Consider the following 18,019-nt stretch of genomic DNA (forward strand, 5'->3'; position numbering starts at 1 on the left):
AAAAGGAGCAAAAAACTATAGTTTTCTACTCCTTTTTATTAACAATTAATTTTTAAAAAGACTTTTTCAGTGCCCTCCTATTTTGACAGCCTTTTTTATACCTAATAGCGTCATAAGCTATCTAATAAAATTTAAAAAAATCGACTGAAATCCATTTTCAAAACCCACATCATTAATTAAGAGGATACATTTTTTTAATTGGCATTTATAAATAGTACTTTTGCACACTATTGATATAAATATGGGCTTTTTAGAAGAAATACAACGCAGAAGAACTTTTGGGATTATCTCACATCCTGATGCCGGAAAAACAACACTTACAGAAAAACTCCTCCTTTTTGGTGGTGCGATTCAAGAGGCAGGTGCTGTAAAAAACAATAAAATCAAAAAAGGCGCTACCAGTGACTTTATGGAAATTGAACGCCAGAGAGGAATTTCGGTTTCTACTTCGGTTTTGGCTTTCAATTATAAAGACAAAAAGATAAACATTCTCGATACGCCAGGTCACAAGGATTTTGCGGAGGACACTTTTAGAACCTTAACAGCTGTTGACAGCGTTATTGTTGTAATTGATGTTGCCAAAGGTGTTGAAGAACAAACAGAGAAATTAGTGGCCGTTTGTAGAATGCGAAAAATTCCAATTATCGTATTCATCAATAAATTAGACCGAGAAGGAAAAGACGCTTTTGACTTGATGGATGAAGTGGAACAGAAACTAGGCTTAACAGTTACACCATTAAGTTTCCCGATAGGAATGGGCTATGATTTTCAAGGAATCTACAACCTTTGGGAGCAAAACATCAACTTATTTAGCGGTGACAGCCGTAAAAATATTGAAGAAACAATTGCTTTTTCCGATGTTAAAAATCCGGAATTAGAGAAAATTATCGGTCAAAAACCAGCTGACAGCTTGCGGGAAGAACTAGAGTTGATTGATGAAGTTTATCCTAAATTTGATCGTCAGGATTATTTAGACGGAAAACTACAACCTGTATTTTTTGGTTCGGCATTGAATAATTTTGGAGTTAGAGAATTATTGGACTGTTTTGTTCAAATTGCTCCATCACCAAGACCAAAAGATTCGGAAACCCGATTAGTAGATCCCAAAGAGGAAAAAATGACAGGATTTGTGTTTAAAATCCATGCCAATATGGATCCAAAACACAGAGATCGTCTGGCCTTTATAAAAATAGTATCCGGAACTTTCGAAAGAAACAAACCGTATTACCACGTGCGTCAGAAGAAAAACTTAAAATTTTCGAGTCCAAATGCTTTTTTTGCCGAAAAGAAAGAAATTGTAGATATTTCATATCCAGGTGATATTGTTGGCTTACACGATACAGGAAATTTCAAAATTGGAGATACATTGACCGAAGGAGAAATTATGAGTTTCAAAGGAATACCGAGTTTCTCCCCGGAACATTTCCGATATATTAATAATGCTGATCCCATGAAAGCCAAACAACTGGACAAAGGAATCGATCAGTTAATGGATGAAGGTGTGGCGCAGTTATTTACTTTGGAAATGAACAACAGAAAAATCATTGGAACGGTTGGAGCCCTACAATACGAGGTGATCCAATACCGTTTAGAACACGAATATGGAGCAAAATGTACCTATGAAAATTTCCCCGTACACAAAGCATGTTGGGTAAAACCAAACGATCCAAAAAGCGAAGAGTTCAAAGAATTCAGAAGAATCAAACAAAAATTCTTGGCACATGATAAATACGGACAATTAGTATTTCTGGCTGATTCTGATTTCACAATTCAAATGACACAAAATAAATATCCAAATGTTAAGTTATTCTTTACTTCTGAATTTGAGTAATTCTTAATATAAAGTAAACCTGCCTAATGGAATTAAATGGTGGTCTTGAATAGCACAGACATAAAAAATAAAGGCATAAAAAAACGCTAATTTTAGAAATTAGCGTTTTTTTATGTTTTAAAATCGCATTATACTCAAGCAATCATGTTTTCTAAATTTACCGCTTTTTTCAAGAAAGCCTTGATTAGCAATCTATTTGGAGCAGCTCCTGATGTGATTATTTGTTTTTTAGCGTTTATTCCTTCTATAGAAATTGTGCAATTAGGATCTTGTTTTGAACCCATAAACCACAATATAAAATGCATACTGTTAGAATTTGAAGCAGAAACTGTTGAAACATTCTCTTGTTTTGTAGTTGCACCAACTGCTACTGTATTCACATCAACTAAATTTTTCTCAGTTTGTGCAAAAACAGAAATATTTGTTACTAGAATAAAAACAAGCAAAAAGAAACGATTACTTCCTGCATTTTTAGTTGTTTTTAAAGATAAATAGTTCATATCCCTTACAATTTTACAATAGACAGAATGTGTTTTTTCCATCTCGAACACGAAAGTATATCATTTATAAATGAGTCGGAAATATTTTCGATGAAGTGCCATTATACCCGTTTAATGTACAAATAGATTCGTTCTGTATAACACAGATTTGATGGTTGGATATACTAATTTATTCATAAAACCTACATACAAAAACAGCTAATTAACACCACGAATCAGAAATGAAATCAATAATTCTAGACTGAGAAAATAGCCTTAAATAAAAAAGGCTCCATTTCTGGAGCCTTTAAAGATATTATGCTTGTCCCGCAGGACCAAAATTAAGCGGAATCGGGGCTTGTTCAGTATCTTTTATTTCGCCATGAGCGACTTCAAAACGATGAATGTTTTCTCCGATTGCTTTCAACAATCTTTTAGCATGCTGTGGTGTCAAGACAATTCTTGCTTTTACCTTAGCCTTAGGTATGCCGGGCATGATGCTTACAAAATCTAAAACAAATTCAGAAGACGAATGATTGATTATAGCCAAATTGGAATAAATTCCTTCGGCAATTTTCTCATCCAACTCAATGTTGATTTGTTCTTGTTGTTGATTTGAATTACTCATACTTAATAAATATATTCTTCTTTATTAGCCATCATATCGTTGTAATCTTCTTTTGAACCTACAATTGTATTGTCATATTCTCTCATACCCGTTCCGGCAGGGATTCTATGTCCAACAATTACATTTTCTTTCAATCCTTCTAAGTAATCGATTTTACCTGCAACAGCAGCTTCGTTCAATACTTTAGTCGTTTCTTGGAAAGAAGCCGCTGATATAAATGATTTGGTTTGAAGAGAGGCTCTTGTAATACCTTGTAAGACTGGTGTTGCAGTTGCAGTAACGACATCACGAGCCACAACAAGATTTTTATCGGTACGTTTCAAAAGAGAATTTTCATCGCGCAACTCACGAGGCGTAATAATTTGTCCTTCTTTCAAAGCGCCAGAATCGCCAGCATCTTCCACGACTTTCATACCATATAATTTATCATTTTGAAAGATAAAGTCTTTTGTATGAATTAATTGATCTTCTAAGAACAACGTGTCACCTGGATCTTGCACTCTTACCTTACGCATCATCTGACGTATTACTACTTCAAAGTGCTTGTCGTTAATTTTCACCCCTTGCAAACGGTATACTTCTTGAATTTCGTTAACCAAATACTGTTGAACAGCGGCTGGCCCTTGGATTCTTAAAATATCATCCGGAGTAATAGCACCATCTGACAACGGTACACCTGCTCTTACAAAGTCATTTTCCTGAACTAGAATTTGGCTTGATAATTTAACCAAGTATTTTCTAATGTCACCAAATTTAGATTCGATAACTACCTCACGGTTTCCTCTTTTGATTTTTCCAAAAGAAACAACACCATCAATTTCAGAAACAACTGCTGGGTTTGAAGGATTACGAGCTTCTAACAACTCAGTAATTCTAGGCAAACCTCCTGTAATATCTCCTGATTTAGAAGAACGACGCGGAATTTTCACCAACACTTTACCGGCTTTAATTTTCTCACCATTTTCAACCATCAAGTGGGCTCCAACAGGTAAGTTATACGAACGAATCAATTCATTGTCTTTACCGTAAACCAATAAAGTAGGAATTAATTTTTTAGCTCTGGATTCAGAAATTACCTTTTCTTGGAAACCAGTTTGCTCATCAATTTCAACCATAAATGATTGACCTTGCTCTAATTCTTCATAAGCAATCTTACCGGTAAACTCAGATACGATAACCCCATTATAAGGATCCCATTTACAGATCACATCTCCTTTAACAACAGACTGGCCGTCTTTAACGAAAATACTTGAACCGTAAGGAATATTATTTGTACTTAATAAAATACCTGTTCTTTCATCGATTAATTTCAATTCAGAAGAACGAGATACTACAATATCCACTGCATTACCTTCACTATCTTCTCCTTTAACAGTTTTTAAATCTTCAATTTCCAGTTTACCGTTAAATTTAGTAACGATACTAGACTCTTCAGAAATACCACCCGCAACACCACCAACGTGGAAAGTACGTAATGTTAACTGTGTTCCAGGTTCTCCAATAGATTGTGCTGCAATTACACCAACAGCTTCCCCTCTTTGTGTCATTTTTCCGGTAGCAAGATTTCTACCGTAACATTTGGCACAAATACCTTTTAGCGCTTCACAAGTTAACGGAGAACGCACTTCTACTTTCTCGATAGGAGAAGCATCAATTGCTTTCATGATAACCTCTGTGATTTGCTCCCCAGAATGAACTAAAATCTCACTGGTCAAAGGGTTGATTAAGTCTTGTAAAGCGACACGCCCTAAAATTCTTTCTCCTAAAGTTTCAACTATTTCCTCATTCTTTTTCAATGCTGAAACTTCAACACCTCTTAATGTACCACAGTCTTCGATGTTTACAATAACATCTTGCGATACATCATGCAATCTTCTTGTTAAATATCCTGCATCGGCTGTTTTCAAAGCCGTATCCGCAAGACCTTTACGCGCACCGTGTGTAGAAATAAAATACTCAAGGATAGAAAGACCTTCTTTAAAGTTAGAAAGAATAGGGTTTTCAATAATTTCACCACCACCAGCAGTAGATTTTTTTGGCTTAGCCATCAAACCACGCATACCGGTTAACTGACGAATTTGTTCTTTGGAACCCCTTGCTCCAGAATCAAGCATCATATACACCGAGTTGAAACCTTGTTGGTCTTCTCTAATGTTTTTCATTGCTAACTCTGTAAGTTGAGCATTCGCAGAAGTCCATACATCAATAACTTGGTTGTACCGTTCGTTATTAGTAATCAAACCCATATTATAATTAGCAGAAATACCTTGAACTTGTTCTCTGGCATCTGCAATTAATTTAGGTTTTTGATCCGGAATTCTAATATCACCAAGAGAGAATGACAAACCACCTTTGAAGGCAAATTTGTATCCCATGTCTTTCATATTGTCCAAGAAGACCGCAGTTGTAGGTACATCGGTAGCGCTTAAAACGTGTCCGATAATATCTCTAAGGTTTTTCTTAGTCAATACATCATTGATATATCCTGCAGCTTCTGGTACTACTTCATTAAATAATACACGGCCTGCAGTAGTTTTAATAATTTGGAAAACTAATTCTCCTGCTTCATTAAAATGTTTTGCTCTAATTTTCACTGAAGCATTCAATTCTAATCTACCTTCATTCAAAGCAATATTTACTTCTTCCGCAGAATAAAAAGTGATCCCTTCACCTAAAATTTTAAGCTCAGGAGTAGATAAACGTTCTTTGGTCATATAATACAGACCCAAAACCATATCCTGAGAAGGTACCGTAATTGGAGCACCATTTGCAGGATTCAAGATATTGTGAGAACCCAACATTAATAGTTGCGCTTCCAAAATAGCTTCAGGTCCTAATGGCAAGTGAACTGCCATTTGATCCCCATCAAAATCCGCATTAAATGCAGTACACACTAAAGGGTGCAATTGGATTGCTTTTCCTTCAATTAATTTTGGTTGGAATGCTTGGATACCTAAACGGTGCAAAGTAGGAGCACGATTCAGTAATATTGGGTGCCCTTTGATTACATTTTCAAGGATATCCCAAACTACAGGCTCTTTCTTATCTATTATTTTCTTAGCTGATTTAACCGTTTTTACAATTCCTCTTTCTATCAATTTACGGATAACGAAAGGTTTGTATAATTCAGCTGCCATATCTTTAGGGATACCACATTCAGACAATTTCAATTCTGGTCCAACAACAATTACCGAACGAGCAGAATAATCTACACGTTTTCCAAGTAAGTTTTGACGGAAACGACCTTGTTTTCCTTTTAGGGAATCCGAAAGTGATTTCAATGGACGGTTTGATTCTGTTTTTACTGCAGATGCTTTACGCGTATTGTCAAAAAGTGAATCTACCGATTCCTGCAACATACGTTTCTCGTTTCTTAAAATAACTTCTGGAGCTTTAATCTCCATTAATCTTTTCAAACGGTTGTTACGTATAATTACACGACGGTATAAATCATTCAAATCTGAAGTTGCAAAACGACCTCCATCAAGTGGCACAAGCGGACGTAATTCTGGTGGAATAACGGGTACCACTTTCATAATCATCCATTCCGGACGGTTCTCACGGTTCAAGTTAGACTCACGGAAAGATTCCACAACTTGTAATCTTTTTAATGCTTCCGTTTTACGTTGTTTAGACGTTTCATTGTTAGCATTGTGTCTTAATTGGTAAGACAATTGATCTAAATCAATTCTTGCCAATAAGTCCATAATACATTCTGCTCCCATTTTGGCAACAAATTTATTAGGATCAAAATCATCAAGATATTGGTTGTCAGCAGGAAGCGTATCTAAAATATTTAAATATTCTTCTTCTGTCAAAAAGTCTAATCTTTGTACTGATTCACCTTCTGCATTTTTAGCGATACCTGCTTGGATTACTACGTATCTTTCGTAGTAAATAATCATATCTAATTTCTTAGATGGAAGTCCAAGGATATAACCAATTTTGTTTGGAAGAGAACGGAAATACCAGATATGAGCAATAGGCACAACCAGATTGATGTGACCTACTCTGTCTCTACGTACTTTTTTCTCCGTTACTTCTACACCACAACGGTCACAGATGATTCCTTTGTAGCGAATTCTTTTATACTTACCACAAGCACATTCAAAATCTTTTACTGGTCCAAAAATACGTTCACAGAAAAGACCATCACGCTCCGGTTTGTGCGTTCTATAATTGATAGTTTCAGGTTTCAATACTTCACCTCTTGATTCTTTCAAGATCGATTCAGGAGAAGCAAGTCCTATGGAGATTTTATTAAACCTTTTTACAGGGTTTTTATCTTTATTGTTATTATTTCTATTATTCATCATAGTTTTTACTATTGATTTATTTGCAATTAAAAAATTAATTTTATTTCAGTCTTAAAGTCAAATGTCATAAAGTTTTTAAAGCCACGGATGACTTTAGACTTTAGACTTTCAAACTTTAGACTTAAACATTACCTCGAATTACTTCTCTAAACTTCAAATAAAAATTTTGAAGTGCTATTTATAAAACCAATTGGGTTTAAATAAAAAATCGGAACGGGTTACGGGTATAAATCCTAAAAACTCTTTTAAAAAAGTGTTCAGTATTCAGAATTTAGTGTTCAGTTTATCACTGATTACTAAATACTGAACACTGAATACTAAACTTCTATTCTTCTAGACGAATGTCAAGTCCAAGACCTTTCAATTCATGCATTAATACATTGAATGATTCCGGTAATCCTGGTTCTGGCATAGATTCACCTTTTACGATTGCTTCGTAAGTTTTAGCTCTACCAATAACATCATCAGACTTCACAGTCAAGATTTCTCTAAGTGTACTTGATGCTCCATAAGCCTCAAGTGCCCAAACTTCCATCTCTCCAAAACGCTGTCCTCCAAATTGAGCTTTACCTCCAAGTGGTTGTTGCGTAATCAATGAGTACGGACCTATAGAACGTGCGTGCATTTTATCGTCAACCATGTGTCCAAGTTTCAACATGTAGATAACTCCTACTGTTGCAGCTTGATGGAAACGTTCTCCTGTACCACCATCATATAAATATGTATGTCCAAAACGTGGTATTCCAGCTTCATCAGTCAATTCATTGATTTGATCAAGGGTTGCTCCGTCAAAAATTGGTGTAGCAAATTTTCTACCCAAGTTTTGTCCCGCCCAACCAAGAACTGTTTCATAAATTTGACCAATGTTCATACGTGAAGGTACACCAAGTGGGTTCAACACTATATCAACAGGCGTTCCGTCTTCAAGGAAAGGCATATCTTCATGACGAACGATACGAGCAACAATACCTTTGTTACCGTGACGTCCCGCCATTTTATCCCCAACTTTCAACTTACGTTTTTTGGCAATATATACTTTCGCTAATTTCAAGATTCCTGCTGGCAATTCATCTCCAACAGTAATAGTAAATTTCTCTCTACGTAAAGCACCTTGTAAATCGTTCAACTTAATTTTATAGTTATGAATTAAATCATTCACCATTTTATTAGTTGCATCATCAGCAACCCATTGACCTTTACTTAAGTGAGCAAAATCTTCAACCGCATAAAGCATTTTTTGAGTGTATTTTTTACCTTTTGGTAAAACTTCTTCACCCAAATCATTCATTACCCCTTGAGATGTTTTTCCGTTTACGATCAAGAAAAGTTTTTCCACTAATTTGTCTTTTAATTCAACAAATTTAACTTCAAACTCCATTTCAAGTGCTCCTAAAGCATCTTTATCTTGCGTACGTTTACGTTTATCTTTTACTGCTCTTGCAAACAGTTTTTTGTCTAAAACAACACCATGTAAAGAAGGAGAGGCTTTTAATGAAGCATCTTTTACATCCCCTGCTTTATCCCCAAAGATTGCACGAAGCAATTTCTCTTCCGGAGTAGGATCTGATTCTCCTTTTGGAGTAATTTTTCCGATAAGAATGTCACCAGGTTTAACCTCGGCTCCAATTCTGATCATACCATTTTCATCTAAATCTTTAGTAGCTTCTTCAGAAACGTTCGGTATATCGTTCGTCAATTCTTCGTTACCTAATTTAGTATCTCTAACTTCTAATGAATAATCATCCACGTGAATAGAGGTGAAAATATCGTCACGAACTACTTTTTCAGAAATTACAATCGCATCCTCAAAGTTGTACCCTTTCCATGGCATAAACGCTACTTTTAGGTTACGACCTAAAGCAAGTTCTCCATTTTGAGTGGCATAACCTTCTGACAATACTTGACCAAGAACAACTCTGTCGCCTCTTCTTACGATAGGTTTCAAGTTGATACTAGTACCTTGATTGGTTTTTCTAAATTTAATTAGATTGTATGTTTTCTCATCTGACTCAAAACTCACCATTCTTTCTTCTTCAGAACGATCGTATTTGATTGTGATAATATTAGCATCCACATATTCAACAGTTCCATCTCCTTCAGCGTTAATTAAAACTCTGGAATCCGAAGCAACTTGACGCTCTAAACCAGTTCCAACAATAGGAGCTTCAGGACGAATTAATGGTACGGCCTGACGCATCATGTTAGATCCCATCAAGGCTCTATTCGCATCATCATGTTCTAAGAAAGGAATCAAAGAGGCTGAAATAGAAGCAATTTGATTTGGAGCAACATCCGTATAATCCACTTTTGAAGGCTCAATTACTGGAAAATCACCTTCCTGACGGGCAATTACATTTTCAGCGATAATCTTACCTACTGCATCCATTTCTATGTTTGCCTGAGCAATCATCATTCCTTCTTCTTCTTCTGCACTCAAGTAAACAGGAGTAGACACTAGATCTACGACTCCGTTAGTTACTTTACGGTATGGAGTCTCAATGAAACCCATTCCGTTTACTTTAGCATAAACACCAAGAGAAGATATCAAACCAATGTTTGGTCCCTCAGGAGTTTCAATTGGACATAAACGTCCGTAATGCGTATAGTGAACATCACGTACCTCAAATCCGGCTCTTTCTCTCGAAAGTCCACCTGGTCCAAGTGCAGATAATCTTCTTTTGTGCGTAATCTCGGCTAATGGATTCGTTTGATCCATAAACTGAGACAACTGGTTTGTACCAAAGAAAGAGTTGATAACAGAGGATAATGTTTTGGCATTAATCAAATCTATCGGTGTAAACACCTCGTTATCCCTAACGTTCATTCGCTCTCTAATGGTTCTGGCCATACGCGCCAAACCAACACCAAACTGTTGTGACATTTGTTCTCCAACTGTTCGTACACGACGGTTTGATAAGTGATCAATATCATCAATCTCTGCTTTAGAGTTAATTAATTCAATCAAATATTTAACAATCGTTATGATATCTTCTTTGGTCAAGACTTGCTTTTCCATTGGAGTATCCAACCCTAATTTTTTATTTATTCTATAACGACCTACTTCACCTAAGTTGTACCGTTGATCAGAAAAGAATAATTTATCGATAATACCACGAGCCGTTTCTTCATCAGGCGGTTCAGCATTACGCAATTGTCTATAGATATGCTCAACAGCCTCTTTTTCAGAGTTTGTTGGGTCTTTTTGCAACGTATTATGAATGATTGCGTAATCTCCTTGATTAGCATCTTCTTTGTGAAGCAAAATAGATTTAACGTTAGAATCAATGATTTCTTCCACATTATCTTTGTCGATAATAGTGTCTCTATCAAGAATTATTTCGTTACGTTCAATAGAAACTACTTCACCAGTATCCTCATCTACAAAATCCTCATGCCATGTATTCAATACACGAGCAGCTAATTTTCTACCGATATATTTTTTAAGTCCTGTTTTAGAAACTTTAATTTCCTCAGCAAGATCGAAAATCTCTAGGATATCCTTATCTCTTTCGAATCCAATTGCACGGAATAAAGTCGTTACAGGTAATTTTTTCTTTCTGTCAATATAAGCATACATTACGCTGTTTATATCTGTAGAAAATTCTATCCAAGAACCCTTAAAAGGAATTACTCTGGCAGAGTACAATTTTGTTCCATTTGCATGAAATGACTGCCCGAAGAAAACACCAGGAGAACGGTGTAATTGAGAAACAACTACACGCTCAGCACCATTAATAACAAAAGTACCGCTTGGCGTCATATATGGAATTGTCCCAAGATAAACATCCTGAACAATAGTCTCAAAATCTTCATGTTCTGGATCTGTACAATATAGTTTTAACCTAGCTTTTAGGGGTACACTATGCGTAAGACCTCTTTCTATACATTCTTGAATTGTGTAACGTGGCGGATCTACAAAATAATCAAGGAATTCTAATACAAAGTTATTTCTTGTATCAGTAATTGGGAAGTTTTCCATGAAGGTATTGTAAAGCCCTTCGTCGCCTCTTTCGTCAGATTTAGTTTCTAATTGAAAAAAATCCTTAAACGATTTAACCTGAACATCTAGAAAATCTGGATAATCAGGAATATTTTTTGTAGAGGCAAAATTCAATCTTTCAGTTTGATTTGTTATCATCAATGGACAAAATTTTGATTAGAAAAGTAATTTTTTTGTATAAATAGTAATTTATTTATACCTTTTTTTTTTAAACCATTACATCTTTAAAAACCAATTTAAGATAACTACTTTCTTATTATCTGTTAATTTTTTTTCCTCGTAATGGATAAAATGAATCTATTTTAAAAGACTAGTATGTACTAATACAACGTAGCCTTTTGTTATACGAAAAATGGTTTAGGTCTTTGGATGACTCCAAGACCTAAACCTTATTTTCAAAACTAGAGTGAACTATTTAAGTTCAACCTCAGCTCCAGCTTCTTCCAAAGATTTTTTAAGCGCTTCTGCTTCATCTTTAGTCACACCTTCTTTAACATTGCTTGGTGCGCTGTCTACTACATCTTTAGCTTCTTTCAAACCTAAACCAGTAAGTTCTTTAACTAATTTTACAACTGCTAATTTAGAAGCACCTGCTGCTTTCAAAACCACTGTAAATTCTGTTTGAACATCTTCAGCAGCAGCTTCGCCACCACCTGAAACTACTACAGCTGCAGCAGCTGGTTCGATTCCGTACTCATCTTTTAATATTGTTGCTAATTCGTTAACTTCTTTTACCGTTAGGTTAACCAATTGTTCTGCGAATTGTTTCAAATCTGCCATTTTTTCTATCGTTTTAAAATGATTTGTAAAAAATATAATTTATTTATTGTGCGCGTTTTATGTAATAAAATTAGAGTAAAACTCTTCTTTCATTATGCCTCCACTTCCTCTGTAGCCTCTTCGCTTTTGGCAAATTGGTTTTGAAGAGCAGAAATAACTCTTTGTGCTGGTGACTGCAATAATCCAATAAGTTCGCCGATAAGCTCTTCTTTAGATTTAATAGTTGCTAATGCATCTAATTGATCGTCTCCAATATAAATTTCAGAGTTGATATAAGCTCCCTTTAATACCGGTTTAGCTGATTTTTTTCTGAAATCTTTTATTATCTTACCCGGAGCGTTTGCTATCTCAGAAATGAATATAGCACTATTACCCGTCAAAACTGAAGGTAAATCTCCATAATCATTAGCTGATGCTTCCATTGCTTTTGCAAGCAATGTATTTTTAACTACTTCTAATTTTATACCTGCTTTATAACAAGCTCTTCTTAAGTTCGTAGTTGCTTCTGCATTCATTCCAGAAATATCAGATACATAAATAATATTTGTACCAGCTAACTGTGCAGTTAAAACTTCAATCGCGATTGATTTTTCTTCTCTAGTCATACTAAAAATTTTTAACTACCAATTATACTGCCTTAGGATCCAATGCAATTGCAGGACTCATAGTGCTAGTTAGGTAAATACTTTTGATGTAAGTTCCTTTAGCCGCAGTTGGTTTAAGTTTGATTAATGTTTGAATAATTTCGTGAGCATTGTCAACAATTTGTTCAGCTCCAAAAGAGACTTTACCAATTCCTGCATGCACTATACCAGTTTTGTCAACTTTAAAGTCAATTTTACCAGCTTTTACCTCTTGAACAGCTTTTGCAACATCCATAGTTACAGTACCTGTTTTAGGGTTAGGCATTAAACCTCTAGGTCCTAAAATACGACCTAATGGACCTAATTTACCCATAACAGAAGGCATTGTGATAATTACATCAACATCTGTCCAACCGTCTTTTATCTTTTGTAAATAGTCATCAAGACCTACATAGTCAGCACCAGCTGCCAAAGCTTCCGCTTCTTTGTCCGGAGTAACCAATGCTAATACTTTAACATCTTTACCAGTACCATGAGGCAATGTTACTACACCTCTTACCATTTGATTCGCTTTTCTTGGATCTACACCCAAACGAACTGCGATATCAATAGACTCATCAAATTTTGCAGAAGCAACAACTTTTATTAATGCCGCAGCATCTTTAAGAGAATATAATTTGTTCTTTTCAATTTTTGAAGCAGCCTCTTTTTGCTTTTTTGTCAATTTTGCCATGTCTTACCCTTGTTTTAGAGGAGAATCTCCAGTTACAGTTATACCCATAGATCTAGCCGTTCCTGCGATCATGCTCATAGCAGATTCGATAGTAAATGCATTCAAATCCACCATTTTATCTTCGGCGATTGTTCTAATTACGTCCCAAGTAACGTTAGCCACTTTTTTACGATTAGGTTCACCTGAACCAGATTTTAGCTTTGCAGCTTCCAATAATTGGACAGCAGCAGGTGGTGTTTTTACAACAAAATCAAAAGATTTGTCTTTATACACTGTAATTTGCACAGGGCAAACTTTGCCGGCTTTATCTTGAGTTCTTGCATTAAATTGCTTACAGAACTCCATGATATTAACACCAGCAGCACCTAAAGCAGGTCCAACCGGTGGCGATGGATTCGCAGCACCTCCCTTAACTTGTAGTTTAACTACTTTACTAATTTCTTTAGCCATTTTTTAAAAATTTAACACTACAATCTTTGGAAGCGATTGCAATGGATATTATAGATGTAACAAAATTATACTTTTTCAACTTGCATAAAACTCAATTCTAATGGTGTTTTTCTTCCGAAAATTTTCACCATTACTTCCAGTTTACGCTTTTCTTCATTAATTTTCTCCACAGTTCCGTTAAAACCATTAAAAGGACCATCAACAACCTTAATCGTCTCACCAATATTGAAAGGAATAGAACGTGTATCGGTATTAACCGCTAATTCATCTACTTTACCTAACATTCGATTCACTTCGGAAATTCTCAAAGGAACAGGTTCCCCCCCTTTAATCTCTCCTAAAAAACCAATAACACTTGTTATTGATTTAATAATATGAGGTATTTCACCAATCAGATTAGCCTCTATCATGACGTATCCTGGAAAATAAACCTTATCTTTAATTATCTTTTTTCCCTCTTTTACAGTAACTACTTTTTCAGTAGGAACCAAAACCTGTGACACATAATCACCCATCCCAAGTCGTGCGATTTCGGTTTCGATATAAGCTTTCACTTTATTTTCTTGACCACTTACCGCCCTAACGACATACCACTTTTTAATATTATTATCTGCCATAACAAAAAAATTATGCTTTTATCCAGTTAAAAAAACCAGCCAAAGCTTTTGCGAAAATTTCATCTACTCCCCAAGTTGCCAAAGCGAATAATACTGAAAAAACAGCCACAACAATCGTTAGACGCTGAACCTCAGCCCAAACCGGCCAAGTTACATTTGACTTTAATTCCTCAAATGCCTCTGATATGTAATTAACAACTTTTGTCATTATGATTTATTTTTTTGCACGGGCGGAGGGATTCGAACCCCCATCAACGGTTTTGGAGACCGCTATTCTACCCTTGAACTACGCCCGTTCGTTAATAAAAGCCAGTAACAACTTTACGGAGTTACTGGCTTTATACTTTTTTATCCTATTTGGATTATGCTACAATTTCAGTTACCTGACCTGCACCTACAGTTCTACCACCTTCACGGATAGCAAAACGTAAACCAACACTTAATGCAATTGCACTAAGCAACACAACATCAATAGTTAAGTTATCCCCAGGCATAACCATTTCTACACCTGTAGGCAAAGTAATGATCCCTGTTACATCCGTTGTACGTACATAAAACTGTGGACGGTAGTTATTGTGAAATGGTGTGTGACGACCACCTTCTTCTTTTTTCAAGATATAAACCTCAGCTTTAAAAGTAGCATGTGGTTTAACTGAACCTGGCTTACAGATAACCATTCCTCTTTTGATGTCTTCTTTTTGAATACCTCTTAAAAGAATACCTACGTTGTCTCCAGCTTCACCTCTATCAAGGATTTTACGGAACATCTCAACTCCAGTAATAGTAGAAGTCAATTTTTCAGCTCCCATACCAATGATTTCAACTGGATCTCCTGTATTAGCAACACCTGTTTCGATACGACCTGTAGCAACAGTTCCACGACCAGTGATTGAGAACACATCTTCAACAGGCATCAAGAAAGGTTTTGCAACATCTCTTACCGGCTCTTCGATCCAAGAATCTACAGCTGCCATCAATTCAAGAATTTTTGGTACCCAAGCTGGATCATTATTCAATCCACCTAAAGCTGAACCCTGAACAACAGGACCATTATCTCCATCATATTCATAGAAAGATAACAAGTCTCTGATTTCCATCTCAACTAATTCAAGTAATTCCTCATCATCAACCATATCCACTTTATTCATGAATACAACCATTCTAGGAATACCTACCTGGCGACCTAAAAGGATATGCTCACGTGTTTGTGGCATTGGCCCATCAGTAGCAGCTACAACAAGAATAGCACCATCCATTTGAGCAGCACCTGTAACCATGTTCTTTACGTAATCCGCGTGACCTGGACAGTCAACGTGAGCGTAGTGACGATTAGCAGTTTCATACTCAACGTGAGATGTATTAATTGTAATACCTCTTTCTTTTTCTTCTGGAGCATTATCAATTTGATCAAATGATTTTGCTTGACAATACCCTGCATCAGACAATACTTTTGTAATTGCCGCAGTTAATGTCGTTTTTCCGTGATCCACATGCCCAATTGTTCCAATGTTTAAATGGGGCTTGTTACGGTTAAAATTTTCCTTTGCCATTTTACTTAATTTTAAATCTTGTTATATATTAATTTCTATTTCCTACTTACTTGAGCCAATGTCGGGAATTGAACCCGAGACCTCTTCCTTACCAAGGAAGCACTCTACCCCTGAGCTACACCGGCAGAGAATTAATTTTAAATGTTGCATTTTAAATTAATTTAAAACTTTCATCGTGGGGAGAGCAGGATTCGAACCTGCGAAGTTTACACAGCAGATTTACAGTCTGCCCTCGTTGGCCGCTTGAGTATCTCCCCTACTTTTTATATTGCCAGACCTTTACAGTCTTGAGCCGGCGGAGGGACTCGAACCCACGACCTGCTGATTACAAATCAGCTGCTCTAGCCAACTGAGCTACGCTGGCGAATCAATAAAAAAAGTCCGCTATTTCTAACGGACTGCAAATGTATAGATTTTATCTCTCAATCAAAACTTTTTTTAAAAAAAAATCATATTAAATATGCGAACTTATTTTTTCTTTCCTTTTTACCAATAATCGTTCTAAAGATTCAGCAGAAAGTTCTAAGGCTTCTTCAAAAGTTTTACATTGCTTTTTAACTAAAAAATCATCCCCAGGAACATTCATTTTTACCTCAGCAATTTTATTTTCTTTATCACTAGTCTTCTCCACTTTCAAAAAAACATCGGCGGACACCACCTTGTCATAATATTTCTCTAACTTGTCCATTCTTTCTTGAACAAAATCTACTAGCTTTTTGTCAACAGTAAAGTTAACTGCATGAACACTTACCTTCATAATCATTTTTTTTAGTTAAACATTTTACGAATCATTTACGTCCTCGAGGATGCGCCTCTTTATAAATATTTTTAATTTCTGACAAACTGCTATGGGTATAAATTTGAGTTGAAGCCAAACTAGAATGCCCTAACAATTCCTTTACTGAATTTAAATCCGCACCATTATTTAATAGATGTGTTGCAAAAGTATGCCGCAGGATATGTGGACTTTTTTTTACTTTCTCAGACACACCACTAAAGTAAGAATTTATTAGCCGATACACAAAAGAATCATTTAATTTTAATCCTTTTTTTGTGAGAAAAAAATAAGCATTATCAACGACTATTGCCAACAAAGCTCTTTCCTTTAGGTACAAACAAAACTGAGCCGCCAGTACCGGCAAAACAGGAAGGATTCGTTCTTTACTTCGCTTGCCCAATACTTTAATTGTACTATTGGATAAGTCAATATTTGCTATTTGAAGCTGAATCAGCTCTGCGCGTCGCATTCCGGTAGTATACAACAAATCGATTATGAGTTTATTCCTCACTTCTTCAAATCCAATTGTATTTTGCATTTGATCTAAAACATTCAAAACTTCCTTTTCAGAAAAAGGAACCTGCAAAACCCTCGAAGCCTTCAATGCTTTATGCCCTGACAATGGACTAACCCGAATTTGCTTTGTTTTCAACAGGAATTTGTAAAATGCTTTTAAAGACGCTATTTTTCTATTAACGGAGCCATTTGAGACCCCATCATCCACAAGTACTACAATCCAACTCCTGATTTGACTATACCCTGCCTGCTCTATGCCTTGCTCCTCAAAGTGAATTTTGTTGAATGATTCAAAAGAAGCAATATCCGCACAATATGCCGTTAGGGTATGAGGAGAATATTTTTTCTCCAACTGTAGATAATCCCGAAAAGCGTCTTTATTAGTAGTCATAAAAAAACCGTTAGCATCAAAGTTATACAATTTTGATGACTAACGGTATTTTATTTAATAGATATTGACTAACTCTCTAAGTTATCTCTCATATTTTGGATATAAGCCGCTTTTTGAATTTTGATTCTATTTGTAACTGAAGGCTTAATAAAAGCAGTACGTGCTCTTAGTTGACGAACAGTTCCTGTTTTATCAAATTTTCTTTTGTAGCGTTTTAATGCTCTATCGATATTTTCTCCGTCTTTAATTGGTATAATTAACATAATATAGACACCCCCTTTCTTTAAGTGTGCAAAAGTAAACATTATTTTGAATTGGAAGTCATTAATTGTGAATTTATTTGAGCATGCTTGCAAAAAACAAATT

At 35.7% G+C, this 18,019-nt stretch carries 15 protein-coding genes and 4 tRNA genes; 1 reads left to right on the forward strand and 18 read right to left on the reverse strand.

Annotated elements, in window-relative coordinates; all coding sequences use genetic code 11:
• Positions 1–241: 241 nt before the first annotated feature.
• Positions 242–1,831 (forward strand): peptide chain release factor 3, encoded by a 1,590-nt coding sequence (locus EKM05_RS07670; RefSeq protein ID WP_126463130.1) that lies wholly within the window; start codon positions 242–244, stop codon positions 1,829–1,831.
• Positions 1,832–1,965: 134 nt separating this feature from the next.
• Here the strand turns inward: EKM05_RS07670 and EKM05_RS07675 are convergent, their stop codons facing one another.
• From EKM05_RS07675 to rpsU, 18 genes are all read right to left on the reverse strand, one after another.
• Positions 1,966–2,331: a hypothetical protein gene (locus tag EKM05_RS07675; RefSeq protein ID WP_126554463.1), complete on the reverse strand. Its 366-nt coding sequence runs from the start codon at positions 2,329–2,331 to the stop codon at positions 1,966–1,968.
• A gap of 295 nt (positions 2,332–2,626) precedes the next feature.
• Positions 2,627–2,938 carry a DUF3467 domain-containing protein gene (locus EKM05_RS07680; RefSeq protein WP_126455867.1) on the reverse strand — a complete coding sequence of 104 codons (312 nt, stop codon included), beginning with the start codon at positions 2,936–2,938 and terminating at the stop codon, positions 2,627–2,629.
• 2 nt (positions 2,939–2,940) lie between these two features.
• Positions 2,941–7,254 carry a DNA-directed RNA polymerase subunit beta' gene (gene rpoC, locus EKM05_RS07685; RefSeq protein ID WP_126554465.1) on the reverse strand — a complete coding sequence of 1,438 codons (4,314 nt, stop codon included), beginning with the start codon at positions 7,252–7,254 and terminating at the stop codon, positions 2,941–2,943.
• A gap of 325 nt (positions 7,255–7,579) precedes the next feature.
• Positions 7,580–11,392 (reverse strand): DNA-directed RNA polymerase subunit beta, encoded by a 3,813-nt coding sequence (gene rpoB / locus EKM05_RS07690; protein ID WP_126463126.1) that lies wholly within the window; start codon positions 11,390–11,392, stop codon positions 7,580–7,582.
• Between the two features lie 273 nt (positions 11,393–11,665).
• Positions 11,666–12,034 carry a 50S ribosomal protein L7/L12 gene (gene rplL, locus EKM05_RS07695; RefSeq protein WP_126455872.1) on the reverse strand — a complete coding sequence of 123 codons (369 nt, stop codon included), beginning with the start codon at positions 12,032–12,034 and terminating at the stop codon, positions 11,666–11,668.
• A gap of 92 nt (positions 12,035–12,126) precedes the next feature.
• Complete coding sequence (gene rplJ, locus EKM05_RS07700) at positions 12,127–12,639, reverse strand: 50S ribosomal protein L10 (RefSeq protein WP_126455874.1); 513 nt, start codon at positions 12,637–12,639, stop codon at positions 12,127–12,129.
• Between the two features lie 22 nt (positions 12,640–12,661).
• Positions 12,662–13,351: a 50S ribosomal protein L1 gene (rplA, locus tag EKM05_RS07705; protein ID WP_126455876.1), complete on the reverse strand. Its 690-nt coding sequence runs from the start codon at positions 13,349–13,351 to the stop codon at positions 12,662–12,664.
• Between the two features lie 3 nt (positions 13,352–13,354).
• On the reverse strand, positions 13,355–13,801 hold the full coding sequence (gene rplK, locus EKM05_RS07710; protein ID WP_126455877.1) for a 50S ribosomal protein L11: 447 nt from the start codon (positions 13,799–13,801) through the stop codon (positions 13,355–13,357).
• A 65-nt stretch (positions 13,802–13,866) separates the two neighbouring features.
• Positions 13,867–14,418, reverse strand: a complete 552-nt coding sequence (nusG, locus tag EKM05_RS07715; RefSeq protein ID WP_126455879.1) for a transcription termination/antitermination protein NusG — start codon at positions 14,416–14,418, stop codon at positions 13,867–13,869.
• A 10-nt stretch (positions 14,419–14,428) separates the two neighbouring features.
• Entirely contained in the window at positions 14,429–14,626 is a 198-nt protein-coding gene (secE, locus tag EKM05_RS07720) for a preprotein translocase subunit SecE (protein ID WP_126455881.1), read from the reverse strand.
• Positions 14,627–14,643: 17 nt separating this feature from the next.
• Positions 14,644–14,714: transfer RNA gene (locus EKM05_RS07725), tRNA-Trp, on the reverse strand.
• Between the two features lie 66 nt (positions 14,715–14,780).
• A complete protein-coding gene (tuf, locus tag EKM05_RS07730; RefSeq protein ID WP_126455883.1) occupies positions 14,781–15,968 on the reverse strand; it encodes an elongation factor Tu in 1,188 nt (395 codons plus the stop codon).
• Between the two features lie 53 nt (positions 15,969–16,021).
• Positions 16,022–16,093 (reverse strand) — tRNA-Thr (locus EKM05_RS07735).
• A gap of 51 nt (positions 16,094–16,144) precedes the next feature.
• Positions 16,145–16,225, reverse strand: a tRNA-Tyr gene (locus EKM05_RS07740).
• Positions 16,226–16,258: 33 nt separating this feature from the next.
• A tRNA-Thr gene (locus EKM05_RS07745) sits at positions 16,259–16,332 on the reverse strand.
• A gap of 90 nt (positions 16,333–16,422) precedes the next feature.
• Entirely contained in the window at positions 16,423–16,725 is a 303-nt protein-coding gene (gene hpf, locus EKM05_RS07750) for a ribosome hibernation-promoting factor, HPF/YfiA family (protein WP_126455885.1), read from the reverse strand.
• Between the two features lie 31 nt (positions 16,726–16,756).
• Positions 16,757–17,653 carry a tyrosine-type recombinase/integrase gene (locus EKM05_RS07755; protein WP_126554467.1) on the reverse strand — a complete coding sequence of 299 codons (897 nt, stop codon included), beginning with the start codon at positions 17,651–17,653 and terminating at the stop codon, positions 16,757–16,759.
• Between the two features lie 68 nt (positions 17,654–17,721).
• Complete coding sequence (gene rpsU, locus EKM05_RS07760; protein ID WP_035670421.1) at positions 17,722–17,916, reverse strand: 30S ribosomal protein S21; 195 nt, start codon at positions 17,914–17,916, stop codon at positions 17,722–17,724.
• Positions 17,917–18,019 lie beyond the last annotated feature (103 nt).

It is taken from the genome of Flavobacterium sp. GSP27 (genome assembly GCF_003970395.1).
GTDB lineage: Bacteria > Bacteroidota > Bacteroidia > Flavobacteriales > Flavobacteriaceae > Flavobacterium.

Excerpts from the sequence above, each read along its gene's own strand:
- rpoC (WP_126554465.1), bottom strand. The coding sequence starts at position 7,254 with ATGATGAATAATAGAAATAATAACAATAAAGATAAAAACCCTGTAAAA.
- rplK (WP_126455877.1), bottom strand. The coding sequence starts at position 13,801 with ATGGCTAAAGAAATTAGTAAAGTAGTTAAACTACAAGTTAAGGGAGGT.
- tuf (WP_126455883.1), bottom strand. The coding sequence starts at position 15,968 with ATGGCAAAGGAAAATTTTAACCGTAACAAGCCCCATTTAAACATTGGA.
- secE (WP_126455881.1), bottom strand. The coding sequence starts at position 14,626 with ATGACAAAAGTTGTTAATTACATATCAGAGGCATTTGAGGAATTAAAG.
- nusG (WP_126455879.1), bottom strand. The coding sequence starts at position 14,418 with ATGGCAGATAATAATATTAAAAAGTGGTATGTCGTTAGGGCGGTAAGT.
- rplL (WP_126455872.1), bottom strand. The coding sequence starts at position 12,034 with ATGGCAGATTTGAAACAATTCGCAGAACAATTGGTTAACCTAACGGTA.
- rpsU (WP_035670421.1), bottom strand. The coding sequence starts at position 17,916 with ATGTTAATTATACCAATTAAAGACGGAGAAAATATCGATAGAGCATTA.
- rplJ (WP_126455874.1), bottom strand. The coding sequence starts at position 12,639 with ATGACTAGAGAAGAAAAATCAATCGCGATTGAAGTTTTAACTGCACAG.
- EKM05_RS07680 (WP_126455867.1), bottom strand. The coding sequence starts at position 2,938 with ATGAGTAATTCAAATCAACAACAAGAACAAATCAACATTGAGTTGGAT.
- rpoB (WP_126463126.1), bottom strand. The coding sequence starts at position 11,392 with ATGATAACAAATCAAACTGAAAGATTGAATTTTGCCTCTACAAAAAAT.
- hpf (WP_126455885.1), bottom strand. The coding sequence starts at position 16,725 with ATGAAGGTAAGTGTTCATGCAGTTAACTTTACTGTTGACAAAAAGCTA.
- EKM05_RS07675 (WP_126554463.1), bottom strand. The coding sequence starts at position 2,331 with ATGAACTATTTATCTTTAAAAACAACTAAAAATGCAGGAAGTAATCGT.
- EKM05_RS07755 (WP_126554467.1), bottom strand. The coding sequence starts at position 17,653 with ATGACTACTAATAAAGACGCTTTTCGGGATTATCTACAGTTGGAGAAA.
- rplA (WP_126455876.1), bottom strand. The coding sequence starts at position 13,351 with ATGGCAAAATTGACAAAAAAGCAAAAAGAGGCTGCTTCAAAAATTGAA.
- EKM05_RS07670 (WP_126463130.1), top strand. The coding sequence starts at position 242 with ATGGGCTTTTTAGAAGAAATACAACGCAGAAGAACTTTTGGGATTATC.